This window comes from Acidocella aminolytica 101 = DSM 11237, assembly GCF_900129125.1.
Lineage (GTDB): Bacteria > Pseudomonadota > Alphaproteobacteria > Acetobacterales > Acetobacteraceae > Acidocella > Acidocella aminolytica.
The window spans coordinates 75,727-97,974 of the sequence record NZ_FQVJ01000012.1 but is presented as its reverse complement, the minus strand read 5'-3'; the positions used below and the strand labels follow the sequence as shown (position 1 = coordinate 97,974).

25 protein-coding genes are annotated in these 22,248 nt (G+C 61.8%); 8 read left to right on the top strand and 17 right to left on the bottom strand.

From position 1 onward, the window contains the following. The 5 genes from BUB54_RS08680 to queG all read left to right on the top strand — a co-directional run. Positions 1 to 319 (top strand): ISAs1 family transposase (locus BUB54_RS08680; RefSeq protein WP_139284843.1); only part of this gene is annotated, 319 nt, incomplete at its 5' end. Continuing rightward, positions 312 to 1,643: a sensor histidine kinase gene (locus tag BUB54_RS08675; protein ID WP_052948453.1), complete on the top strand. Its 1,332-nt coding sequence runs from the start codon at positions 312 to 314 to the stop codon at positions 1,641 to 1,643. The genes BUB54_RS08680 and BUB54_RS08675, both read left to right, overlap by 8 nt. A 51-nt stretch (positions 1,644 to 1,694) precedes the next feature. After that, positions 1,695 to 2,822: a tRNA guanosine(34) transglycosylase Tgt gene (gene tgt / locus BUB54_RS08670; protein ID WP_048880401.1), complete on the top strand. Its 1,128-nt coding sequence runs from the start codon at positions 1,695 to 1,697 to the stop codon at positions 2,820 to 2,822. Continuing rightward, the gene (queF, locus tag BUB54_RS08665) at positions 2,819 to 3,283 is read left to right on the top strand and encodes a preQ(1) synthase (protein ID WP_048880402.1); all 465 of its coding nucleotides are present in this window, start codon (positions 2,819 to 2,821) and stop codon (positions 3,281 to 3,283) included. The genes tgt and queF overlap by 4 nt, the downstream gene beginning before the upstream one ends. Further along, on the top strand, positions 3,270 to 4,310 hold the full coding sequence (gene queG / locus BUB54_RS08660) for a tRNA epoxyqueuosine(34) reductase QueG (protein WP_048880403.1): 1,041 nt from the start codon (positions 3,270 to 3,272) through the stop codon (positions 4,308 to 4,310). The genes queF and queG overlap by 14 nt, the downstream gene beginning before the upstream one ends. Positions 4,311 to 4,370: 60 nt before the next feature. On the opposite strand, the gene BUB54_RS08655 is transcribed toward queG, so the two are convergent. The 7 genes from BUB54_RS08655 to BUB54_RS08625 form a co-directional block, all read right to left on the bottom strand. Then, positions 4,371 to 5,198, bottom strand: coding sequence for an aldo/keto reductase (locus BUB54_RS08655; RefSeq protein ID WP_048880404.1), 828 nt, complete (start codon positions 5,196 to 5,198; stop codon positions 4,371 to 4,373). 72 nt (positions 5,199 to 5,270) lie between these two features. Next, on the bottom strand, positions 5,271 to 6,302 hold the full coding sequence (queA, locus tag BUB54_RS08650; RefSeq protein WP_048880405.1) for a tRNA preQ1(34) S-adenosylmethionine ribosyltransferase-isomerase QueA: 1,032 nt from the start codon (positions 6,300 to 6,302) through the stop codon (positions 5,271 to 5,273). After that, a complete protein-coding gene (locus tag BUB54_RS08645; RefSeq protein WP_048880406.1) occupies positions 6,302 to 6,697 on the bottom strand; it encodes a VOC family protein in 396 nt (131 codons plus the stop codon). Before BUB54_RS08645 ends, queA begins: the two co-directional genes overlap by 1 nt. Before the next feature lie 4 nt (positions 6,698 to 6,701). Next, on the bottom strand, positions 6,702 to 8,348 hold the full coding sequence (locus tag BUB54_RS08640) for a fumarate hydratase (RefSeq protein ID WP_048880407.1): 1,647 nt from the start codon (positions 8,346 to 8,348) through the stop codon (positions 6,702 to 6,704). A gap of 6 nt (positions 8,349 to 8,354) precedes the next feature. Beyond that, positions 8,355 to 8,861 (bottom strand): SspB family protein, encoded by a 507-nt coding sequence (locus BUB54_RS08635; RefSeq protein WP_048880408.1) that lies wholly within the window; start codon positions 8,859 to 8,861, stop codon positions 8,355 to 8,357. Between the two features lie 55 nt (positions 8,862 to 8,916). Next, the gene (locus BUB54_RS08630) at positions 8,917 to 9,753 is read right to left on the bottom strand and encodes a GNAT family N-acetyltransferase (protein ID WP_048880409.1); all 837 of its coding nucleotides are present in this window, start codon (positions 9,751 to 9,753) and stop codon (positions 8,917 to 8,919) included. After that, positions 9,750 to 10,160 (bottom strand): Fur family transcriptional regulator, encoded by a 411-nt coding sequence (locus BUB54_RS08625; RefSeq protein ID WP_048880410.1) that lies wholly within the window; start codon positions 10,158 to 10,160, stop codon positions 9,750 to 9,752. Before BUB54_RS08625 ends, BUB54_RS08630 begins: the two co-directional genes overlap by 4 nt. Before the next feature lie 54 nt (positions 10,161 to 10,214). Between BUB54_RS08625 and BUB54_RS08620 the strand changes: the two genes are divergently transcribed. Then, the gene (locus BUB54_RS08620) at positions 10,215 to 10,463 is read left to right on the top strand and encodes a sulfurtransferase TusA family protein (RefSeq protein WP_048880419.1); all 249 of its coding nucleotides are present in this window, start codon (positions 10,215 to 10,217) and stop codon (positions 10,461 to 10,463) included. 85 nt (positions 10,464 to 10,548) lie between these two features. On the opposite strand, the gene rpsU is transcribed toward BUB54_RS08620, so the two are convergent. Next, positions 10,549 to 10,752: a 30S ribosomal protein S21 gene (gene rpsU, locus BUB54_RS08615; protein WP_048880420.1), complete on the bottom strand. Its 204-nt coding sequence runs from the start codon at positions 10,750 to 10,752 to the stop codon at positions 10,549 to 10,551. A 137-nt stretch (positions 10,753 to 10,889) separates the two neighbouring features. On the opposite strand from rpsU, the gene def reads away from it, so the two are divergent. Further along, positions 10,890 to 11,420: a peptide deformylase gene (gene def / locus BUB54_RS08610; protein WP_048880411.1), complete on the top strand. Its 531-nt coding sequence runs from the start codon at positions 10,890 to 10,892 to the stop codon at positions 11,418 to 11,420. Further along, positions 11,420 to 12,016: a COQ9 family protein gene (locus BUB54_RS08605; RefSeq protein ID WP_048880412.1), complete on the top strand. Its 597-nt coding sequence runs from the start codon at positions 11,420 to 11,422 to the stop codon at positions 12,014 to 12,016. Before def ends, BUB54_RS08605 begins: the two co-directional genes overlap by 1 nt. 61 nt (positions 12,017 to 12,077) lie before the next feature. On the opposite strand, the gene pgmG is transcribed toward BUB54_RS08605, so the two are convergent. From pgmG to queC, 9 genes are all read right to left on the bottom strand, one after another. After that, positions 12,078 to 13,481 (bottom strand): phosphoglucomutase/phosphomannomutase PgmG, encoded by a 1,404-nt coding sequence (pgmG, locus tag BUB54_RS08600; RefSeq protein WP_048880413.1) that lies wholly within the window; start codon positions 13,479 to 13,481, stop codon positions 12,078 to 12,080. A gap of 23 nt (positions 13,482 to 13,504) precedes the next feature. Next, positions 13,505 to 14,380, bottom strand: a complete 876-nt coding sequence (gene galU / locus BUB54_RS08595; RefSeq protein WP_048880414.1) for a UTP--glucose-1-phosphate uridylyltransferase GalU — start codon at positions 14,378 to 14,380, stop codon at positions 13,505 to 13,507. Positions 14,381 to 14,574: 194 nt separating this feature from the next. Further along, positions 14,575 to 15,615 (bottom strand): L-threonylcarbamoyladenylate synthase, encoded by a 1,041-nt coding sequence (locus BUB54_RS08590; protein WP_048880415.1) that lies wholly within the window; start codon positions 15,613 to 15,615, stop codon positions 14,575 to 14,577. Next, the gene (gene rbfA / locus BUB54_RS08585) at positions 15,596 to 16,012 is read right to left on the bottom strand and encodes a 30S ribosome-binding factor RbfA (protein ID WP_048880416.1); all 417 of its coding nucleotides are present in this window, start codon (positions 16,010 to 16,012) and stop codon (positions 15,596 to 15,598) included. The genes BUB54_RS08590 and rbfA overlap by 20 nt, the downstream gene beginning before the upstream one ends. Further along, complete coding sequence (infB, locus tag BUB54_RS08580) at positions 15,987 to 18,707, bottom strand: translation initiation factor IF-2 (RefSeq protein WP_073211473.1); 2,721 nt, start codon at positions 18,705 to 18,707, stop codon at positions 15,987 to 15,989. The genes rbfA and infB overlap by 26 nt, the downstream gene beginning before the upstream one ends. 61 nt (positions 18,708 to 18,768) lie before the next feature. Then, entirely contained in the window at positions 18,769 to 19,389 is a 621-nt protein-coding gene (locus BUB54_RS08575; RefSeq protein ID WP_048878837.1) for an RNA-binding protein, read from the bottom strand. Beyond that, on the bottom strand, positions 19,373 to 20,890 hold the full coding sequence (nusA, locus tag BUB54_RS08570) for a transcription termination factor NusA (RefSeq protein ID WP_048878838.1): 1,518 nt from the start codon (positions 20,888 to 20,890) through the stop codon (positions 19,373 to 19,375). The genes BUB54_RS08575 and nusA overlap by 17 nt, the downstream gene beginning before the upstream one ends. A gap of 8 nt (positions 20,891 to 20,898) precedes the next feature. Then, the gene (gene rimP / locus BUB54_RS08565; protein WP_048878901.1) at positions 20,899 to 21,423 is read right to left on the bottom strand and encodes a ribosome maturation factor RimP; all 525 of its coding nucleotides are present in this window, start codon (positions 21,421 to 21,423) and stop codon (positions 20,899 to 20,901) included. A 119-nt stretch (positions 21,424 to 21,542) separates the two neighbouring features. Further along, positions 21,543 to 22,247, bottom strand: a complete 705-nt coding sequence (gene queC, locus BUB54_RS08560; protein ID WP_175556486.1) for a 7-cyano-7-deazaguanine synthase QueC — start codon at positions 22,245 to 22,247, stop codon at positions 21,543 to 21,545. Between the last annotated feature and the right edge of the window lies 1 nt (position 22,248).

Sequence of the window (22,248 nt, the reverse complement as noted above, 5' to 3'; positions counted from 1 at the left end):
ATCCGGCAAGATCGAAGCCGAAATCCGCTACTTCCTGTCCAGCAGCGACGATCAACCCGAAATCCTGGCGAAAGCGATCCGTCAACATTGGCAGATCGAGAACAGCCTACACTGGGTGCTCGACGTCACCTTCAACGAAGATCACTGCCGGATCCGGGATCGCAACGCCGTCCAGAACTTCTCCCTGCTTCGCAAGATCGCAATCAACCTCGTTCGCCGCCATCAGGCATCAAAGGCCAGTCTCAAGGGGCGCCGCAAAATGGCCGCCTGGGATAACCGTTACATGGAGCAAGTGCTCACCGGCTTCTTTCATGCGTAACCCCTGCACGGTGTTCGGCCTTTCGGCGTTTCTGCTGGCGGTGGCACTTTGGTATTCAACGCTGGGGCTGTTGCAGCGCCAAGTGCAGAACGCCATCCATACTGATGCCCAGACGCTCGAGGAGCATTATGAGATTGGCGGCCTGACATCGCTCGAATCGGCCATTCATGACCGGCTGACCAGCTCCTCCGACCCGGATGGGATTTATCTTCTGGTCGATTCGAATGGCAATATATTGATCGGTAATCTGGACCAATGGCCCGTCGGGCTGAGCGAGGAGAACGTCTGGTACGAGCTGCCCGTGCGCCGCCAGGGGGTAAGCTCCATCGCGCTGCTGAAGGTCACGCCGCTGCCGGATGGGATGAAGTTGCTGGTGGGGCGGGATGTCCGCGCCCGCTTGCAGTTGCGCAACGTGCTGCGCGCCGGGCTGATCTGGGCGGTGAGTCTGATGATCGCGCTCGGCATTTTGGGGGCGGTGCTGATCCGATCTTTGTTTCAGCGGACCATTAGAAATATCTCGATCACCACGATGGCCATTGCGCGCGGGGATATTTCACGCCGCGTGGCCGTGACCGGGCTGGGCGATGAGTTTGACGAGCTGGCGCTGACCATCAATGAAATGCTGGAGCGGATTTCCCGACTGATGGACGGTGTACGGCAAGTGTCCAACGCCATCGCGCATGATTTGCGCACACCGGTTACACGCGCCCGCGCCCGGCTGGAGGATGCGGCCCTGCATGCCAGCACTAAAGAGGAAATGGAGGCCGCGATCGATCGCGCAATTCAGGATCTGGACGGTATCGTGGCGGTGTTCCAGGCGCTGCTGCGTATTTCGGAGATAGAGGCCGGGTCCCGCCGGGCGGCGTTCGCGCCGTTTGATCTGGCGCCTGTGCTAGCGGATATTGACGAGCTTTACAGCGCCGTGGCGGAGGAAAAGGGGCTGTCCCTGCATACGGCCATTCAGCAACCTTTGCCGGTGGTGGGAGACCGTGAGCTGATTCAGCAGGCGGTGGTGAATCTTCTGGACAATGCATTGAAATTCTCGGGGCCGGAGACGCAGGTGAGCCTGACTGCCAGACTCGCGGATGATGTGGTGCAGATTACTGTGGCGGATCGGGGGCCCGGCATTGCCGAAAAAGATCGCTCGCGCGCGACGGAGCGATTCTTCCGGGCGGAGGCGGCACGGAATACGGCGGGCTCGGGGCTGGGGCTGGCGCTGGTGGCGGCGGTAACACAGCTTCATAACGGGACGCTGAGTTTGCAGGATAACGAGCCGGGCCTGCGGGCCGTGATCTGTCTGCCCGCGCGGACCTTCAATAACTGAGTTTGCGCGGGCTCTCTGGCACTTCCGCGCCAACCCGGCTAATTCCTGCTCATGACCACCCCAGATTTCTCCTTTACCTTGGCGGGCCAGGATGGCCAGGCACGCGCCGGGTTGATCGCCACGGCCCATGGCAAGGTGCCGACCCCTACCTTCATGGCCGTGGGTACCGCCGGTACGGTGAAGGCCATGACTGCGGATGCCGTGCGCGCCACGGGGGCGAAGATCGTGCTTGGCAACACCTACCACCTCATGCTGCGGCCGACCGCTGAACGGGTGGCGCGCCTGGGTGGGTTGCATAAGATGATGGACTGGCCCGGCCCGATTCTCACGGATTCCGGCGGGTTCCAGATCATGTCCCTCGCCAAGCTGCGCAAGCTGGAGGAGAAAGGTGTTACGTTCCGTTCTCATATCGACGGCACGCCCTATGAGCTGACGCCCGAGCGCTCCACGGAGATTCAGCACCTCCTTGATTCCACCATTACCATGCAGTTGGATGAATGCACCAAATTTCCCGCCACCCATAAGGAGGCGATGGACTCGATGGAGCTTTCCATCCGCTGGGCCAAGCGCTCGCGCGATGCGTTTGTGAAGCGCCCCGGCTATGGGCAGTTCGGCATCATGCAGGGCAATGTGTATGAGGATCTGCGTCGCCACTCGGCCGCGGCCCTGGTGGATCTCGATTTCGAAGGCTACGCCATTGGTGGGCTGGCCGTGGGGGAAGGCCAGGCGGTGATGTTCGAGGTGCTGGATTACTGCACGGACTTCCTGCCCGCCCAAAAACCTCGTTACCTGATGGGCGTCGGTACGCCGGATGATTTGCTGGGCGCGGTGGCGCGCGGGGTGGATATGTTTGACTGCGTGATGCCCACCCGTGCCGGGCGCACTGCGCGGGCCTTTACCTCCAACGGCATCTTCAACATGCGCAATGCCCGTTTTCAGGACGATTCGCGGCCGCTGGATGAAAACTGCACCTGTCTCTGCTGCACCCGCCATACGCGGGCTTATCTGCATCATCTCTTCCGCTGCGAGGAGATGCTGGGGCCGATGCTGCTCACCATCCACAACCTCACTTATTATCAGAATGTGATGCAGGGAGCGCGGGCGGCGATTTTGAACAAGGAGTATGACGCCTATTGCGCCGATGTGCGGGGGAACTGGCAGAGAGGACCAGACGCATGACAGACGACCGTTACGCCGAGCTGAAACAGCTTGGCACCAAGACCGAAATGCCCGCCAGCCCGGAAGAAGCGGTTCTGGAGCGCGTGCCCGCCAAAACTGGCGGCAAGAACGCGATGGTGCGTTTTGTCTGTCCGGAATTCACCTCCCTCTGCCCGATGACCGGCCAGCCGGATTTCGGGCATATCGTCATTGATTACATCCCCGATGAGTGGCTGGTGGAAAGCAAATCGCTGAAACTGTTTTTGCAGTCCTTCCGTAACCATGGTGGGTTTCATGAAGCTTGTTCCTTAATGATCGCGGAGCGGCTGGTGGACTTACTGTCGCCGAAATGGCTGCGGCTGGGGGCGTATTGGTATCCGCGCGGCGGGATTCCCATCGACGTGTTCTGGCAGACTGGCAAGCCGCCGGAAGATGCCTGGATACCCGATCAGGGGGTGCCTCCGTACCGTGGCCGGGGCTGATTTAAAAACCCAGATCGCGGCGAAGGCGGCGGAGTTGGGCTTTGCCGCCACCGGCTTCACATGTGCTAGCCTGCCGCCGGAAAGGCTGGCCCAGCTGCAGGATTTTCTCAGCCACGGGCGGCACGGGACGATGGGCTGGATGGCCGAGCGCGTGGCGCAACGCGCCCATCCGCAGGCTTTGTGGCCAGAGGCGTTGAGCGTGATCTCTCTCGGGTTTTCCTACGCGCCGGAAGGCGGTGCGCTGGATAATCTCGCCCGGCCGGACGTTGGGAATATTTCAGTTTATGCCCGCAACCGGGATTATCATGACATCATTAAGGGCAAGCTGAAGCATCTGGCGCAATTCATCGCCACGTGCGGTGCGGGAGTAAAGGTGTTTGTGGACACTGCCCCGGTGATGGAAAAACCTCTGGCCGAACAAGCAGGACTGGGCTGGCAAGGCAAGCACACCAACCTCGTCTCCCGCCGTCATGGCTCCTGGTTGTTTCTAGGGGAAATCTATACGACGCTGATGCTGGACCCCGATGCGCCAGCCCATGACCATTGCGGCGGGTGCACCGCCTGCCAGACCGTTTGCCCCACCCAGGCGTTTCCCGCGCCGTATCAGCTTGATGCGCGGCGCTGTATTTCTTACCTGACCATCGAACATAACGGTCCGATTCCGGAAGAATTCCGTGCCGCCATCGGGAACCGGATTTATGGTTGCGATGATTGTCTGGCGGTGTGCCCCTGGAACAAATTTGCAGAAGCCGGACGTGAAGTGAAGCTGGCTGCCCGGGAGGATTTGACGGCACCGCTATTGGCTGAATTGGCGCAGATGGATGACGCGGCATTCCGAAAGAGATTTTCCGGCTCGCCGGTCAAAAGAATTGGGCGGAAGAGGTTTGTGCGCAATGTTGCGATTTCGATCGGAAATAGCGGGGATGTAGCGCTATTGCCGGTGGCGGCAAAGCTGGCGGGAGACGATGATTTAGTGGTGGCTGAAGCCGGCCGGTGGGCAGAGAAAACGCTAGGCCGTCCAGCCTAAACGTTAAATGCGGCTTGGAGTGGTGTGTGATTCTAACACCATTTTTTAAGCATCTTGGGCTCAGTGCCCGAACACATCCGAATCCCGCATCGTCATGTCCGGCTTGTTCAGCCCATTCAGCGCTTGTATTTCGTCCGCCGTTAAGCTGAACCCGAACACGTCCAGATTCTCTTTCTGCAGGTCGGGGTTGGCTGATTTTGGTGTGGGGACATAGCCGGATTGTACATGCCAGCGCAGGATGATCTGGCTTGGCTTTTTCCCATGCGCAACGGCAATGTTTTGGATGATGGGGTCCAGTAAAATATCTCCGCCACGGCCGAGGGGGCTCCAGCTTTCCGTTACGATGCCTTTGGCGCGATGCACCGCCACCACACCATCCCGGCGCAGATAAGGGCTGAGCTGAATCTGATTCACGTGTGGTACCAGCCCGGCGGCAAACAGTTTGTCCAGATGGGCGGGCTTGAAGTTGGAAACGCCGATAGCACGCACCAGCCCGGCCTTCAGCAATTTCACCATGGCGGCAAAGGCATCCACATAACGGTCCTGATCTGGGTTGGGCCAATGGATCAGCAGCAGGTCGATATACTCCATCTGGAGCCGTTTCAGGCTGGCTTCAGCGGCGTGGCGAGGCCCGGTTTCGCTGTGCCATTGGCGGTTGAACTTGGTGGTGAGGAAGATCTCCTGCCGGGGAATGCCGCTTTGGCGGAAGCCTTCCCCCACCCCAGCCTCGTTGCCGTAATTTTCTGCCGTGTCGATCAACCGGTAGCCAAGCAAGAGCGCCTGGCGCACGGCTGTGGAGGCTTCGGCGTCGTTCATGGGCCAAGTGCCCAGGCCAAGCTGGGGCATCTGCACGCCGTTCAGCAAAGGGAGGGTCGGGGCAGGGGTCATCAGCGCGCTCCTTGGTCAAACACCTGGGAGATATGGCAGCTGACACTATTTACCCCAAGGGGCGGGCCGGAATTACCCGGCCGCGCGCTCCAAGAGGCAGGCATCGCCATAGGAATAGAAGCGGTAGCCATTGGCGATGGCATGGGCGTAGGCTGCCTTAATTCTCTTTGTGCCGGCAAAGGCGCTCACCAGCATCAGCAGCGTGGAGTGCGGCAGATGAAAGTTGGTGAACAGCGCATCTGCGATTTTGAAGCGGTAGCCGGGATAGATGAAAATATCCGTTTCGGAATCAAATGGCTTTAGTGTGCCTGCGTCCGTCGCGGCGGATTCCAGCAGGCGCAGGGCGGTGGTGCCGATGGGGATGATCCGTCGCCCCGCCGCCTTGGCGGCATTGATGCGCGCGGCGGTGGCTTCAGTAATGTAGCCGCGCTCTGCATGCATCTTGTGGTCCTCAATCCGTTCCACCCGCACCGGCAGGAAGGTCCCAGCGCCCACATGCAGCGTGACCTTCGCCATCTCGACCCCACGCGCCTGCAAGGCGGCCAGAAGCGTCGGCGTGAAATGCAGCCCCGCCGTGGGCGCGGCGACAGCGCCCTCATGCGCGGCGAAAAGGGTCTGGTAGTCGGTCTTGTCCTGCGCGGTAATGCCCTCGGGCCGGGCGATGTAAGGCGGCAGCGCCAGCGCGCCGGAGCGTTCCAGGGCCGCGTGGAAATCATCCGCCGTGAAGCGCAAGATCGCCGCGCCGCCAGCTTCCAGCTCTACCACCTCGGCGGAGAAAGCGGGGTCGATCACCAGCACATCCCCCTGCTTCACGCGTTTGGAATTACGCAGCAGCACATGCCAGCTACCGTCATCCAGCCGCCGGTCCAGTGTGATGCCGATTTTGGCGTCGCCGCGTCTGGCGGTGAGCTGGGCGGGGATCACCTTGGTGTCATTTACCACCAGCAAATCGTCAGGGCGCAAAAGGGCAGGGAGGTCGCGGACGATCTGGTCGTGCAACCCATCCGCTTCCACATGCAGCAGCCGGGCGGCGTCACGCGGGCGCGCCGGGGCGGTGGCAATCCGCTCCGGCGGCAAGTCATAGCCAAATTCTGAAAGCTGCATCAGTCGTCCATATAAGAGGCCAGCTCGATCAGATTGCCGTCGGGGTCGCGGCAATAGACGGAGGTGATATCCCCCAACGCCCCGATCCGTGAAACCGGCCCACGCTCAATGGCCACGCCGCAGGCATGGAGCTGTGCCACCACATCAGCGGGCCCTACCGCCACCACGAGGCAGAGATCCAGCGTGCCGGGTTGCGCGGCCTGGGCGTGAGGCACAACCTCGTGCCCGGCTTCGTGCAGATTGATCTTCTGGGCGCCAAAACGCAGGGCTGTGCGGTTCGTGCCGCCATATTCCTCGCGCTCCATGCCTAGCACGCGCTGATACCAGCCTGCCGTGACGTTCAGGTCACGGCAGACCATCACCACATGATCGATACGATCGACAGTGAATTTCATAGTCTCAGGCGAGATCGGCGAAGAAGTCGTTACCCTTGTCGTCAACCACGATGAAGGCCGGGAAGTCCTTCACCTCGATCTTCCACACGGCTTCCATGCCGAGTTCGGGATATTCCAGAACTTCGACCTTCTTGATGTTGTTTTGCGCCAGCACCGCAGCCGGGCCGCCGATGGAGCCGAGATAAAAGCCGCCATGCTTGTGGCAGGCTTCTGTCACGGCCTTGGAGCGGTTGCCCTTGGCCAGCATCACCATGGACCCGCCAGCTTCCTGGAAGGCGTTCACATAGCTGTCCATACGCCCGGCAGTGGTGGGGCCGAAGCTGCCGGTTGGCATGCCATCCGGCGTTTTGGCCGGGCCGGCGTAATAAACTGGGTGATTCTTCATGTAATCCGGCATGCCCTCGCCACGGTCCAGCCGTTCCTGCAGCTTGGCGTGGGCAATGTCGCGCGCCACCACGATGGTGCCGGTGAGCGCCACGCGGGTTTTTACCGGATGTTTGGAGAGCTCCGCCAGAATCTCCTTCATCGGCCGGTTGAGGTCGATGGCGACCACATCGCCGCCCAGATGCTCGTCCGTGATCTCGGGCAGATATTTGGCCGGGTTGGTTTCCAACTGTTCCAGGAACACACCTTCCGGCGTGATCTTGGCCTTGATCTGCCGGTCCGCCGAGCAGGACACGCCGATGCCGATGGGGAGGGACGCGCCATGGCGGGGCAGGCGGATGACGCGCACGTCGTGACAGAAATATTTGCCGCCAAACTGCGCGCCGATGCCGATCTTGCGGCTGATCTCCAGCACCTTCTGCTCCATCTCGAGGTCACGGAAGGCATGGCCGGTGGCGTCGCCGCTGGTGGGCAGGTTGTCGTAATATTTGGTGGAGGCCAGCTTAACCGTCTTCAGGTTCAGCTCCGCCGAGGTGCCGCCGATAACAATCGCCAGATGGTAAGGCGGGCAGGCGGAGGTGCCGAGGGTTTTGATCTTCGCCTCGATGAAGGCATAGATCTTCTCCGGCGTCAGCACAGCCCGGGTTTCCTGAAACAGATAGGTTTTATTGGCCGATCCGCCGCCCTTGGCGATGAATTGCAGATTGAACTCATCCGCGTGGTAGTCGCCGGGGGAAGCCATGATATCGAACTGCACGGGCAGGTTATTGCCGGTGTTCTTTTCCTCGAACATTGAAAGCGGCGCCATCTGCGAATAGCGCAGATTGGTCTCAGTATAGGTGCGCGATACCCCCCAGGAGAACGCTTCCTCCTCATTGCCCTCAACCCACACGCGTTGGCCCTTCTTACCGAAAATCAAGGCGGTGCCGGTATCCTGGCACATCGGTAGGATACCCTTGGAGGCGATGGTGGCGTTCTTCAGAAACTCCATGGCCACATAGCGGTCATTCTCGCTGGCCTCCGGGTCTTTCAGGATATTGGCAAGCTGCTGCAGATGCGCCGGGCGCAGCAGGTGGGAGACGTCGTGATAAGCCTGGAAAGCCAGCTCGGAGAGCGCGCCTTCGGTAATCTTCAGGACGGTCTTGCCCTCGACCTCAATGGTGGACACGCCTTCGATATCGAGCTTGCGGTACTTCGTGTCATCCTCGCCTAGCGGGAACATGGGGGAGAAGTTGAAACCGGGGCTGCGTTTCAGGGGTGCGTTCATGTTTCTTCAGTCTTTCTGACGGCGGCGGAAAGCGTCCAGGCTCACCACATCGGCGGGCCCGTCATTGGGGCGCGCGGGCACATCATCGCCCTGCGGCTCGGGAATATCAGTCACCTTCACCGGCTCCGGCACGTCCACATGGAATTGTAGGCCGAAGCGCACTTCCGGGTCGGCAAAGCCGGTGATGGCGGCGATGGGAATAACCAGAGTGGACGGCACGCCCGAGAAGCTGAGGCCCACGGACATGGAGGTGCCGGCCTCATCCACCATCAAAGAGTGGAACTGGTGCTGCAGCACAATGGTCATCTCATCCGGGTACTGGGCCTTCAGCCGGTCGGGGATGTTCACGCCCGGATACTCGGTTTTGAAGGTGATGTAGAAATGGTGCCCGCCCGGCAGCCCTTCATTGGCCACATGGCGGAGCGCGCTCACCACAACTTGGCGCAGGGCTTCCTGCGTCCATTCATCGTAAGGCAACAGCGATTCGGGCGTGTTCAGATCATCTTCGGCCATAGTCTAATCCCTTCAAGTCCCGGTTTATCCGGGGCTCCGGTTCCCGTCCCCGTTTTTAGCGGGATTCCCGTTCGTAATGGCGGTAATATTTTTCGGTCACTAGGTCCGTTTGCACGATGATGGCAATATCCGTGGTGTTGAACTGGTTATCGATCACCGCCCCATCTCCAACAACACCGCCGAGCCTCAGATAGCCTTTTATCAGCGGCGGCAGGCGCATCAATGCCTGTTTCGGGTTGATCGCCTCCGGCGACAGGCGGGACATTTCCACATAGCGTTCCGGTAGGGCGCGCGGGCGGATGGATGCGGGCGCGCGGTGATGCAGGGTGAGGTAGGTCAGTTCCTCCGCCAGCTCATCCGGGTTGGTGCCGGAGAGCGAGGCGCAGCCGAACATGATGTCGATCTGATGGTGAAAGACATATGCGGCAATGCCGCGCCAGAGCAGCTGCATCACGCTGCGGTTGCGGTATGCGCTGGCGGTGCAGCTGCGCCCTAACTCCAGCTTGCGGCCGGAAAAGCCTTTCAGGGCCGAGATGTCGTACTCATCTTCGGAATAGAAATGCCCAATCTGCGCCGCGGCTTCCTGACGGATGAGCCGGTAGGTGCCCACCACGCTTTCCGGCCCTTCACCAAGGTCGTGATCCACGACCAGCAAATGATCCGCGATGGAGTCGAACGTGTCATGGTCTCGCTTTGAGGCCAGAGTGGCTTCGTCCGGCTTGGCGCCGCGTTCCTCATAGAACACGCGGTAGCGCAGGGCCTGGGCGGCTTCCAACTCGGCCTGGGTGGTAGCGAGGCGGACGCCCAGATTCCCCGTGCGCAGTTCAAGAAAGCCCGGCGCGGCGTTGCCCAGCGTAAGATGCGGTAATTTCTGGGCGATATTCTGGTTCATTTAGCGGACCGCCGTCCAAAAAGCTCGATCTTGATCACGTCAACCTCAAGCCCATGGGTTCTGGCAATGATACGCAGCGCGTCTTCCACCTCTGGTGTCTCGAATTCGATGACATTTCCGGTCTCCTTATCCACTAGGTGGAAATGGTTGCCATCGCCGCTAGGCTCATAACGCGCGCGGCGGCTGCCCAGATCACGCCGGGAGAGAATGCCCTTGGCTTCCAGCAAGCGGACTGTGCGGTAAACCGTAGCCAGAGAGATACGGTTGTCGATACGGTTGGCCCGCCGGTGCAGCTCCTCTACATCCGGGTGGTCGGTTGCCTCAGACAACACCCGCGCAATCACCCGGCGCGGACCTGTCATCTTCAGCCCGTTCTCTATGCACAGGCGTTCGATGCTTATATCCATCGTTGAGCCTTGTGGCCTAAACTGCTGGCCCGGTCCAGCCTTAAAGGTACAGATATGACGCTAACCATGCTGCCGAAACATGACAAAGCTATAGATATTACGGCGGAAACTTGCCCAATGACCTACGTGCGGACCCGTCTCGCGCTGGATGCAATGGAGGAAGGGCAAATTCTGCTGGTGAAGCTGAAAGGGGAGGACCCTGTGCGCAACGTGCCCCGCGCGGCGGCGGACCAGGGGCATGAGCCACTGGATTTATTGGAGCAGCCGGATGGCAGCTATGTGCTGGTGATTCAGAAATGCTAATCAGCAAAAGCCGCGGCGTGGAGACCACGCGCGGCTTTATCTGGCAATTTGGATGCGATAACCGCCCGACGGCGGGACGAGGGCTTTAGAAACCCTCGCGCTCGACCCGCTTGCGCTCCATCTTGCGGGCGCGGCGCACGGCCTCGGCCGCCTCACGCGCACGGCGTTCGGAGGGCTTTTCATAATGGCGGCGGAGCTTCATCTCGCGGAACACGCCTTCGCGCTGCAGCTTCTTCTTGAGCGCCTTCAGCGCCTGATCGACGTTATTATCACGGACGAGAACTTGCACCTGGTCGCCAACTCCAAAATAGATTGCCAAAAACAAACGCGGACCACGGCCCAAAGGACCGTCCCCGCGAAACCTGAGCGCCTATAGCACAAAATCCCCGCTCGCCAAACCAAATCTGAGGGGGCAAACATGCAAATATGTCGATTCTGAAAATTGCCCGCATGGGCCACCCGGTTTTACTGGCCCCCGCGGCGGTGGTCGAGGATGTTGACGCGCCGGAGGTCCAGGCGCTGATCGGCGCCATGGCGGAAACGCTGGCGGATGCCGGTGGGGTGGGGCTGGCAGCACCCCAGGTGCATGTGCCGTTGCGGCTGTTTTTGTTTCATGTGCCCGCCAGCCGGGCCGAAGGCGGAATAGCGCTGCCGTTGCGCGCGGTTATCAATCCCATGGTCACACCGCTGGAGGGCGAGGGCAAGGAGTTGGGCTGGGAGGGCTGCCTTTCGATTCCCGGCCTGCGCGCCGCAGTGCCGCGCTGGAAGGCGATTCGCCTCGCCGGTGTAAGCCAGGAGGGCGAAGCGTTCGAGGAAATCTTCACCGGCTTCGCGGCGCGAGTGGTTCAGCATGAGACCGATCATCTAGAGGGCGTGCTGTACCCGATGCGCATGGAGGATTTCCGCCTGTTCGGGTATAATGAGGAGTTGGATCGTTATGGTCAGGAGCTCTTGTGATGATCGATGAGACCAAGGCCGCGCTGATCGACGCGCTGGCACAAAATGCCGGGTTCGATGGCTGGACCGTGAAATCGCTGCGGATGGCGTTTTCCGCTCTGGGGCAGGACCCGTCTGAGGCGGAGTTGGAGTTTCCCGGTGGGCGCGCTGAGATGATCGCGGCTTACTTCACGCTGGGCGATGAACGCATGATCGCGGCCCGGCGTGGGCAGATGGCCGAATCGGGCCTGACCGCGCGGGTGCGCGCGGCGGTGGCCGAGCGGCTGGCTTTGATGGATGGCGAGAAAGAAGCAGTGCGCCGCGCGATGGCGTGGCTGGTGCTGCCGGGCAATGCGCCGCGTCTGGCGAAGATCATCGCCCGCATGGCGGATGCGGTATGGTTCGCGGCGGGGGATAAGAGCGCCGATATGTCCTGGTACAGCAAGCGCGCGATTTTGGGCGCGGTGCTGTCCGCCACCCTGTTCTATTGGCTGAGCGATAGCTCAATGGACTCGGAAAAAACCCTGGCCTTCCTGGACCGCCGCCTGGCCGGGGTGGGGCGCATTGGCAAGCTGAAGGCCCGGTTGCCGCGTTTGCCCTTCCCGCAACATGCCTGATTCAAAAAGCCGCGCCTCCATGGGAGACGCGGCTTTTTATGACCCAACAAAAGATCTTGCTTTAATGCCCCGCTGAGGAGGCGGAGAAATCCGGTGCCAGACCGGAAGCGGCGAGTTGAGCCGCGAGCGCCGCTTTCAGCCGCACCAGCCCCGCCGGTGTGCTGCCCTCGGCCCGCGCCACCAGCACGGCCTGGGTGTTGGAGGCACGCAGCAGCCACCAGCCATCTTCGGTATTCACGCGCACACCGTCAGTGTCGGACACTTTGGCGCCATTTTCCCGCAACCGTTCGGCAACTTCCGACACCACGGTAAATTTGCGTTCTTCCGGGCAGTCGAACCGCAGTTCCGGGGTGTTGAGCACCTGCGGCAGCGCGGCGCGGAATTCGTCCAGCGTGCCCTTCTGGCGGGCAATCACGCCCAGCACGCGCACGGCGGCATAGAGCGCATCGTCGAACCCGTACCATTTGTCGTTATAGAAAATATGGCCGGACATTTCGCCCGCCAGCGGGGCCTTGGTCTCCGCCATCTTGGATTTGATGAGCGAGTGGCCGGTTTTCCACATCAGCGGCGTGCCGCCAGCCTTGGCGATTTCGTCGAACAGTACCTGGCTGGCCTTCACATCCGCGATGATGGTCGCACCAGGATGCGCCTTCAGCACGTCCTGCGCCATCAGGATTAGGAACTGGTCACCGAACAGGATATGACCCTCATTATCCACGAGGCCGATACGGTCGGCATCGCCATCAAAGGCCACGCCGACATCTGCCCCTTCCGCCTTCACGGCCTTAATGAGCTGTTCCAGGTTTTTTGGTACGGTCGGGTCCGGGTGATGGGCGGGGAAGTTGCCGTCCACCTTGCCGTTCAGCACCACATGCTTGCCGGGCAGCTTGGCGACCAGCTTGGTCAACACGTCGCCTGCCGCGCCATTGCCGTTATCCCATACAACTTTCAGCGTGCGGATGCCGTCCCAGTCTTTGAGCAGGCGCGCGACATAAGCGTCGGAGATGTCTTTTTGCACCACGCTGCCCGTGCTCTCCGGCACCACTTTGCCAGCGGCGGCGCGGGCGCCGAGATCTTGAATCTGGGTGCCAAAGAACGGCTTGTTTTTCAGCATCATCTTAAAGCCGTTATAGTTCGACGGGTTGTGGCTGCCTGTCACCATCACCGCGCCATCCGTGGGCTCTGTGAAGGAGGCGAAATAGAGCATCGGCGTTGGCCCCTGGCCAACATCCAGCACATCCATGCCGGAGGCCGTCAGCCCCTTGATCAAAGCTTCGGACAGGGCGGGAGAGGAGAGGCGGCCATCGCGCCCCACCGCCACGGTTTTGCCGCCCGCCTCGGCCACCAGTGTGCCGAACACGCGGCCAATGGCGAAGGCATCAGCCTCGCCCAGCGTTTTGCCGACGATGCCGCGAATATCATATTCCCGCAGGCTGCTGGCGGGGAAGTCATGGGAAAAGCTCATCGATTCCTCTCGGAAATCAGGGGTTAGTCGTTCACATATTTCTTGAGGAAGTCCCGCACGGCGGGGCCAAGATCCGGCCGGGCGAGAGAAAAGGCGATCTGCGCCTCAAGAAAGCCTGCCTTGTCGCCACAATCGAAGCGGCGGCCTTCAAATTTCAGACCGTGGAAGGGGGTGTGGCCGATCATCTTGGCCATGGCGTCTGTCAGTTGCACTTCATTGCCGGCCCCTGCTTCCATGCGGGAGAGGTAAGCAATGACTTCCGGCAGCAGCACATAGCGGCCAATGATGGAAAGGTTGGAGGGCGCTTCCTCGGGTTTGGGCTTCTCTACTAGGCCGGTGACTTCAACGCGGTCACCATTAATCGCGCCGGTTTTCAGGATGCCGTAGCGGTTGGTGTGTTCCTTCGGCACCTCGGAGATGGCAACCACATTGCCGCCGGTCTCGTTATAGACCTTAACAAGCTGCTCGGTGCAGGGTGTCTGGCTCAGCACCAGATCATCCGGCAGCAGAATGGCGAACGGGTCGTCGCCAATAAAGGTGCGGGCGCACCAGATGGCGTGGCCCAGTCCCAGCGGCACTTGCTGACGCACGGTGGTGATGGCGCCGGGGGGCATCGCTTCTTCACGCAGCAGGGCCAGCGCCTCGCGCTTGTTGCGCTCGGTCAGTGTGGCTTCCAGCTCAAAGGCAATGTCGAAATGGTCGATCAGCGCGGTCTTGCCGCGTCCCGTGACCATGCAGAACTGGTCGATGCCCGCAGCACGGGCTTCATCCACTGCGTATTGGATCAGCGGCTTGTCAACGACGGGAAGCATCTCCTTCGGCATAGCCTTGGTGGCAGGAAGAAAGCGCGTACCTAGACCGGCAACCGGAAGCACGGCCTTGCGCAAGGGTTTTACCAAAGGAAATCCTCCTGTTTCATGGGCTCAGATAAGGGCCTGGCCCCGGATGGGGCGGCGGACCAAAGGTTTAGGCTGCAATTACGACATAAATTAGAGTGATGTAACAGGTCGTTTGTGACAATCTTGCCACATGGCTGACGAGGGGGTTTTGTTGAAATCGGGAGCCAAGTCAGCGCCTATCCTGTTCTGCCACATCAAAAGTACCTTAAAGTACAATTATTCGATATTGCGCGGGAATGATTTTGCCAAGGGGGGCTACCCCTCGGTGCGGCTGCGCGGGACAGGCGATCATTGATTGCCAGCCCCAGCCCGGTGCTGGGAATCGGTGCGGCTGCGATGGTTGAAAGTCCTTGGGCCTTGGCCTTTTCGTCCAGCCAATGCATCCCCTCAAACAAACGCGCTGCGGCTTCAGTCAGGTTTTGCGAAGTGGAGAGCTGGAACGCTAAAGGCGATTCGGGCGCGGGGCCAAAGGCGAGATAAGCTTCATCCGGCCCGGGGGCGGTGACATTCAGCCGCACCGGCAGAGAAGGCGCGTAATGCGAAGCCAGCATTCCTGGAGCCACGGGGGCGGTGCCTGGCGTGGTGGCGCTGGCTAGCGGGCCGATCTCCGCCTCCAGCATTTCACCCGTGATGCCGCCGGGGCGGAGCAGGCAAGGGATCGGGCCGGACAGATCCAGAACCGTCGATTCCAGCCCCACCTCACACGCGCCTGAGTCCAGAACAGCTGCAATGCGTCCGTTCAGATCCGCCATTACATGCGCGGCGCTGGTGGGGGAGAGGCGGCCTGATCGGTTGGCGGAAGGGGCGGCGATGGGGTGGTCCGTCAGCTTCAGCAGTTCATGCGCGAGTGGATGGGCGGGCACACGCACGGCCAGAGTCGGCAAGCCCGCCCCCGCCAGTTGGGACACCGGGCAGTCCGCCTTGCGTGCTAGCACTAGGGTCAGCGGGCCAGGCCAGAATTTTTGTGCCAGCTTTTCTGCCTGGGCGTTTGGTTGCACATGCGTGAAGGCGGCCGCGGCGGAGGCAAAGTGGCAGATCAGAGGGTTAAAGCTGGGGCGCCCCTTGGCCTCGTAAATACTCGCCACGGCTTGCGCGTTGGTAGCATCCGCGCCCAGCCCGTAAACAGTCTCAGTCCCAAACGCGACCAGCTTCCCGGCGCGCAGCAGTTTGGCCGCGCTCTCTGGGCTGGTGATCAGCTTGGTTGCCGGGGGCGTGTCAGTCTTCGTCTGATCCAAGATCCCGGGCCACTTCCGGGCTGTGCAGGAGTTGGTTGATCTTGGTTGCCTCGTCGAGCGCTTCATCGGCCACGAATTTGAGTTCCGGCGTCACGCGGAGCCCCAGGCGCGGGGCAATCTGCGCGCGCAGGAACGGTGAAACGCGCTTCAATGCAGGCAGAAGCGGCCGGATATCCTTTTGGCCGAGCACGGTGGTAAAAACCAGCGCGTGCTTGAGGTCAGGGGACATCCGGACTTCGGAGACGGTGATATGCTCACGCGCCAGCGCCGGGTCATGAAACTCTGTGCGCAGCAGCACATCCGAGAGGATATGCCGGATTTCCTCGCCAACGCGGAGTTGACGCTGGCTGGGGCCAGCGCCATGCGCGTGATCAGGGCGCGACGATTTCTGTTTCATAGCACTCCACCACATCGCCTTCGCGCAGATCCTGGAAGCCAGCAAAGGACAGGCCACACTCATAACCGCGTGCCACTTCCTTCACATCGTCCTTGAAACGCTTGAGCTGCGATAGCTCGCCCTGGTGAATGACAACGTTGTCGCGCAGAAGGCGGACGCCGCAGCCACGCTTGACCACGCCCTCGGTGACATAACAACCCGCGACCTTGCCGGTCTTCGTGATGTTGAACACCTGGCGGATTTCTGCATAGCCCAGGAACTTCTCACGATGCACTGGTGCCAGTTTGCCCTTGACCAGCTTCTCGATGTCGTCACCGACCTCATAGATGATCGAGTAGTAGCGGATATCCACGTCTTCACGCTGCGCCAGCTCGCGGGCCTGAACATTGGCACGGACATTGAAGGCGATGATGAGACCATCGGACGCCTTGGCGAGCTGTACATCGCTCTCGGTGATCTGGCCGACACCGGAATAGATGATGCGCACCCGCACTTCCTCGTTCCCGAGCTTGCCGAGCACCACGCCGATCGCCTCGGCCGAGCCCTGCACGTCCGCTTTGATGACGACTGCGACTTCCTTCTGTGCACCGGCCTGAATACGGGCGAGCATCTCTTCCATCGTGCCGCGCAGGGCGGTCTGGGCGGCGGCCTGGCGCTCACGCAGCTTGGCTTGGCGGTACTCGGTGATCTCGCGGGCGCGCTGCTCGTTTTCGACGACCACGAAGGGTTCGCCCGCCGTCGGCGCACCGGAAAGACCCAGAATTTCCACTGGCAGGGAGGGCAGAGCCTCCTTCAGCTGCTGGCCCTTGTCGTTGATCATGGCGCGCACGCGGCCCCACTGGGCGCCAGCCACTACGGTATCGCCCTGATGCAGGGTGCCTTTCTGCACCAGCACGGTTGCCACTGGGCCACGGCCCTTATCCAGGCGGGACTCGATGATCGCGCCTTCCGCGGAACGGTTCGGGTTGGCCTTCAGCTCCAGTATCTCGGCCTGCAGCAGGATGGCTTCTTCCAGCTTGTCCAGGTTCAGCTTCTTCAACGCCGAAACCTCGACATCCATGGTGTCACCGCTCATGCTCTCGACCACGATCTCATGCTGCAACAGCTCGTTGCGCACGCGGTTGGCGTCCGCACCGGGGCGGTCGATCTTGTTGATCGCCACGATGATGGGCACGTTTGCAGCCTTGGCGTGCTTAATTGCCTCAATGGTCTGCGGCATCACGCCGTCATCTGCGGCAACGACCAGCACCACGATATCCGTGGATGCCGCGCCGCGCGCGCGCATCGCGGTAAAGGCTTCATGGCCTGGGGTGTCCAGGAAGGTGATCGCCTGACCGGAGGGCAGGGCGATCTGATACGCGCCGATATGCTGGGTAATGCCACCCGCCTCGCCAGCCGCCACGTCCGTATGGCGCAGCGCGTCGAGCAGGCTGGTCTTGCCGTGGTCGACATGGCCCATGATGGTAACAACCGGCGGGCGCGGCAGCAGGTCCGCTTCCGTGTCCTCCGCACCTTCCAGACCCAGCTCCACGTCGGAATCGGACACACGGCGGACACGGTGGCCGAATTCGTTGATGATCAGCTCGGCAGTATCGGCGTCGATGGCCTGGGTGATGGTGGCCATCACCCCCATCTTCATCAGCGCACGCACAACATCGCGGCCAGGGGCGGCCATACGGTTGGCGAGTTCCTGCACGGTGATCACCTCGGGCAGGATCACGTCGCGTACCACCTTCACGCCGTCGGAGCGCAAACGTTCCAACTCGGCCTGTCGACGCTCACGTTCACGCTGGCGACGCACGGAGGCCAAGGAGCGGGTTTTCTCGTCCTCACCCTCGATCGCGGCTTGCACGTCGATCCGCCCGCTACGGCGGTTGCCGTCGCCAATCTTCTTGGGCGGCGCGGAGGGCGCGCCACGGCGCGGGGCCGGGCTGGCCGGGCGGCGTGGGCCGCGCGCTGCTTCTTCCTCTTCCTCGCCAGTACGGCCGCCAGGCTTAAGCTGCAGCGTGGCGCGTGGCGCGGCACCCGCGGCGGGGCGGGCAGGCTGTGTACCAGCCGGGCGTGCGCCTGCGGGCGCGGCTGGGCGGGAGGGTTGCGGCGCCTTGGCCGGTGCCGCCGGTTTGGCGGAGACGGCAGGGGGCTCAGCCTTGGCCTTAGCGGCGGCTTCGGCGTCAGCCTTGGCCTTGGCGGCGGCTTCTTCCTCGGCGGCCTTGGCGCGCGCGGCTTCTTCCTCAGCCTGGCGCTTGGCATCTTCCTCGGCCTGACGGCGAGCTTCCTCGGCAGCGGAGAGGATGGAGATCTTCTCCTGCTCGCGGCGCTCGGCCTCGGCCTTGGCGGCTGCGGCCAGCACGCGCTGGCGGGTGGCCTGCTCGGCGGCGGTCAGGGCGCGCTGGGGGCTATTGTTGCCGCCACCGCGCGAACGCTGCCCGGAGGACGCAGGGCGCTGCTCGCCTTGCGGGCGCAGCGACAGGGCGGCGCTAGGTGAGGGCGCAGAGGGGGCGGCGGCGGCGGGTGCAGCGCCCCCGCCATGGCCACCGCGCTTCTTGCGGACTTCCACCTGCACGACCTTTGAGCGGCCATGCGAGAAGCTCTGCCGCACGGACCCGGCATCGACCGTATGCCCGGCTTCCCCGCGCGCGGCGGGGCGCAGGGAGAGCCTGCCTTTGGTTTCATTCTGGTCGTTGCCGTCACTCATGCCTAATTCGGTCCAATCTTCTCATCGCGACCGGATATGACCCCGGCCTTGTTTGCTGGGCTTACTGCCCGCTTACTCTTTCCTTCGCAACACCCCGCAGGCGCCGCGCTTCTATTTCGATCATTCCGGCCAGCCGCCCAGGTGCCACAACCACGTGTACCGTGTGCTCCCGCCCGAAAATCCGTCCCAGCGCGACGGCGGAGAGCGCCGCCACACGGGGAATCGACCGCCCGCCAGCAAAGCGCTCACACTCATCGGCGCTGCCGTCGGCGGCCTGGACGATTACGCCGCCCCGGCCTGACTGCAGCCACTCCCGCGCCTTCTCGAAGCCGGAGATAGCCGCGCCGCTGCGCCGTGCAAGCCCCAGCAGCTCTGTTATCCGCTGGGTCAGCGCGGCTTCCACCTTGTCCCGCAGGTCCTGCGGCACATTCAACGGCGCCCGGGCGGCGCGTGGAAACACGCCGCGCCGGATTGCCAAGTCTATCACATTACCGTCCGCACTCAACCACATCCCGCGTCCGGGCAGGGTTGCAGCGGGGTCGAAAACCAGCGCACCATTGGGTGCGGCGACAAAGCGCAGCATTTCCTCCCGGCGCCCTTGTGTCCTGTTGATCAGGCAGCGCCGGAGCGGCCCGCGCTCCGGTTCGTCTGGTAATGTTTCTGGGTCAGGCTGCGTTGCCATCCTCTCCTTCAAACCAGTGCGCGCGGGCCGCCATGATGATCTCGTTGGCCTGCTCCTCGTTTATGACGTCATCGCCGAGAATCTCCACTAGCTCATCTCCGGCGAGGTCCGCCAGGTCGTCCAGAGTCTTCACGCCTTTCTCGCCCAGCGTGATCAGGTCCTTGGCGGAGAAAGCTTCAATGGCGGCAATGTCATCGGTCACACCCAACGCCACGCGTTTTTCTTCCTGTTCAGCCGCCTGACGCTCCAGATAGGTGGCGGCGCGGCGGGAAAGCTCGGTGGCGACGTTCTCGTCGAAGCCTTCGATGGTGGCCACTTCCTCGAGCGGAGTTGTCACCAGATCATCGACGGTCTCGAAGCCTTCCTGCACCAGCAGGCCGGCGATCATGTCGTCCACATCCAACGCCTCGACAAAGAGGCCGGTCTTGCGGCGGAACTCTTCCTGGCGACGCTCGGATTCCTCGGCCTCGGTCAGAATGTCGATATCCCAGCGGGTGAGCTGAGAGGCGAGTCGCACATTCTGGCCACGGCGGCCAATGGCCAGCGAGAGTTGGCTATCCGGCACCACAACTTCAACCCGTCCGGCTTCCTCATCCATCACCACCTTGGAGACTTCAGCGGGGGCCAGAGCGTTCACCACAAAGGTTGCCACGTTCGGGGACCAGGGGATGATGTCAATCTTTTCGCCCTGCAGCTCGGCCACCACTGCCTGCACGCGCGAGCCGCGCATACCAACGCAGGCGCCAACGGGGTCGATTGAGGCATCGCGAGAGATCACGGCCATCTTGGCGCGGGAGCCGGGGTCTCGTGCCACGGCCTTGATTTCGATGATGCCATCGTAAATTTCAGGCACTTCCTGCGCGAACAGTTTGGCCAAAAAGCCGGGGTGTGTGCGCGAAAGGAAGATCTGCGGGCCACGAGGTTCTTCCCGCACGTCGAAGATGTAAGCACGCACGCGGTCGCCGTTCTTCAGGTTCTCACGGGGGATGCATTCATCCCGGCGCAGCAGCGCCTCGGCCCGGCCGAGATCGACCATCAGATTGCCGTACTCGGTGCGCTTAACAACTCCGTTGATGATCTCGCCCACGCGGTCTTTGAACTCATTGAACTGCTTGGCGCGCTCATATTCGCGCACGCGCTGCACGATCACCTGCTTGGCGGTCTGCGCGGCGATGCGGCCAAAATCGATCGGCGGCAGCGGGTCCACGATGAAATCGCCAACCTCTTTCTCGGGTGCGAACTTCTTGGCGATGGCCACGGCAATCTGCGTGTCCTCGGTCTCCACCGTGTCCACAATCTCGGTCCAGCGCGAGAGGCGCACATCGCCGCTTTTGCGGTCGATCACGGCGCGGATGTCTTTTTCATGCCCGTATTTCGCGCGGCCTGCCTTTTGGATGGCCTGCTCCATCGCTTCCAGCACTTCCTCGCGGTCGATCTGCTTTTCCCGAGCCACAGCGTCGGCGACGAGCAGCAATTCCGGGCGGTTGACGGAGGTGTCCATGCGATCCTCTAGTTTGTCACTTTGGGTTGGGTGGTGAAAGCGATCAGCGCGTCAGTCAGCACGAGCTTGGCCTTTCTTATATCAGAGCGGGGCAGTTCCACGGTCTCGCCATTTTCAAGCACCAGCCGGGCGGTTTCGGCATCGGCGCCAGCCAGTTTGCCGGTGAAGCGTTTGCGGTTGCCAGGACCAGGAAAGTTCAGTTCAATCCGCGCGTCGAACCCGGCGTAATTGTTGAAATCCTTGGTGCGGGTTAGCGGCCGGTCGATCCCAGCGGAGGAAACCTCCAGTGTCCAGGCGCTTTCAATTGGGTCTTCCACGTCCAGCACGGCGGAGAGCAGGCGGGAGACCTTCTCGCAATCATCCAGCGTGAAGCCAGCGCCATCGGCCCGGTCGGCCATAATCTGCACTGTCGGTGTTTCGGTGCCCATCACCTGCACGCGCACCAGCTCGTAACCCTGCGCTTCGAGCGGGTCCATGATGATGTCCGCGATGCGGCCTTCAAGGCCGGTATGGGTTGGGCGGTTCTCAGACAAAAGTAAAATCCAATAAAAAAGGCGGCCCGTTAAGGCCACCCTGTGAAACAGCGGGTATTTGTTGGCGACTATGTACGCCCGGAGGTCAAAAAGGGCAAGGGGAGATTTGCCGCCGCGGCTTAAACCGGGCTGGCCTGGAATCTACCCCACCCCTGGGCGCGTAACTCGCAGGCCGGGCAGGTGCCACAGCCATAACCCCAGGGATGCAGCGTCTCCCGAGTCCCCTGGTAGCAGCTGTGCGAACCTGTGCGAATTGCCTCCACCAGCGCTGCACCGCCCAGGTCCCGCGCCAGCGCCCAGGTCTGTGCCTTGTCGATCCACATGAGGGGCGTATGCAGCACAAAGCGGCTTTCCATGCCTAGATTCAGCGCCACTTGCAGCGCCTTCACCGTATCGTCCCGGCAGTCCGGATAGCCGGAGTAATCCGTCTCGCACACGCCGGTGATGATATGTTTGATCCCGCGCCGGTACGCGATGGCGGCGGCGAAGGTGAAGAACAGTAAATTCCGCCCCGGCACGAAGGTATTGGGCAACCCATTCGCCTGCATGGCGATGGCGGCATTCTGGGTCAGCGCGGTTTCGCTGATCTGCCCCAGAACGGTGAGGTCGATTATATGATCCTCCCCCAACTTGTCGGTCCAATCGGGGGTAAGGCTAGCAATGTCCGTGCGCAGCGGAGCACGGACATCCAACTCCACGCGGTGGCGCTGCCCGTAATCGAAGCCCAGCGTCTCCACACGTTCAAAACGCGCGAGCGCCCAGGCGAGGCACGTGGCGGAATCCTGCCCGCCTGAAAACAGCACTAGGGCAGCGTTCTGGTCCATG

Excerpts from the sequence above, each read along its gene's own strand:
- BUB54_RS08675 (WP_052948453.1), top strand. The coding sequence starts at position 312 with ATGCGTAACCCCTGCACGGTGTTCGGCCTTTCGGCGTTTCTGCTGGCG.
- tgt (WP_048880401.1), top strand. The coding sequence starts at position 1,695 with ATGACCACCCCAGATTTCTCCTTTACCTTGGCGGGCCAGGATGGCCAG.
- queF (WP_048880402.1), top strand. The coding sequence starts at position 2,819 with ATGACAGACGACCGTTACGCCGAGCTGAAACAGCTTGGCACCAAGACC.
- BUB54_RS08655 (WP_048880404.1), bottom strand. The coding sequence starts at position 5,198 with ATGACCCCTGCCCCGACCCTCCCTTTGCTGAACGGCGTGCAGATGCCC.
- queA (WP_048880405.1), bottom strand. The coding sequence starts at position 6,302 with ATGCAGCTTTCAGAATTTGGCTATGACTTGCCGCCGGAGCGGATTGCC.
- BUB54_RS08645 (WP_048880406.1), bottom strand. The coding sequence starts at position 6,697 with ATGAAATTCACTGTCGATCGTATCGATCATGTGGTGATGGTCTGCCGT.
- BUB54_RS08640 (WP_048880407.1), bottom strand. The coding sequence starts at position 8,348 with ATGAACGCACCCCTGAAACGCAGCCCCGGTTTCAACTTCTCCCCCATG.
- BUB54_RS08635 (WP_048880408.1), bottom strand. The coding sequence starts at position 8,861 with ATGGCCGAAGATGATCTGAACACGCCCGAATCGCTGTTGCCTTACGAT.
- BUB54_RS08630 (WP_048880409.1), bottom strand. The coding sequence starts at position 9,753 with ATGAACCAGAATATCGCCCAGAAATTACCGCATCTTACGCTGGGCAAC.
- BUB54_RS08625 (WP_048880410.1), bottom strand. The coding sequence starts at position 10,160 with ATGGATATAAGCATCGAACGCCTGTGCATAGAGAACGGGCTGAAGATG.
- BUB54_RS08620 (WP_048880419.1), top strand. The coding sequence starts at position 10,215 with ATGACGCTAACCATGCTGCCGAAACATGACAAAGCTATAGATATTACG.
- def (WP_048880411.1), top strand. The coding sequence starts at position 10,890 with ATGTCGATTCTGAAAATTGCCCGCATGGGCCACCCGGTTTTACTGGCC.
- BUB54_RS08605 (WP_048880412.1), top strand. The coding sequence starts at position 11,420 with ATGATCGATGAGACCAAGGCCGCGCTGATCGACGCGCTGGCACAAAAT.
- pgmG (WP_048880413.1), bottom strand. The coding sequence starts at position 13,481 with ATGAGCTTTTCCCATGACTTCCCCGCCAGCAGCCTGCGGGAATATGAT.
- rbfA (WP_048880416.1), bottom strand. The coding sequence starts at position 16,012 with ATGAAACAGAAATCGTCGCGCCCTGATCACGCGCATGGCGCTGGCCCC.
- infB (WP_073211473.1), bottom strand. The coding sequence starts at position 18,707 with ATGAGTGACGGCAACGACCAGAATGAAACCAAAGGCAGGCTCTCCCTG.
- BUB54_RS08575 (WP_048878837.1), bottom strand. The coding sequence starts at position 19,389 with ATGGCAACGCAGCCTGACCCAGAAACATTACCAGACGAACCGGAGCGC.
- nusA (WP_048878838.1), bottom strand. The coding sequence starts at position 20,890 with ATGGACACCTCCGTCAACCGCCCGGAATTGCTGCTCGTCGCCGACGCT.
- queC (WP_175556486.1), bottom strand. The coding sequence starts at position 22,247 with ATGGACCAGAACGCTGCCCTAGTGCTGTTTTCAGGCGGGCAGGATTCC.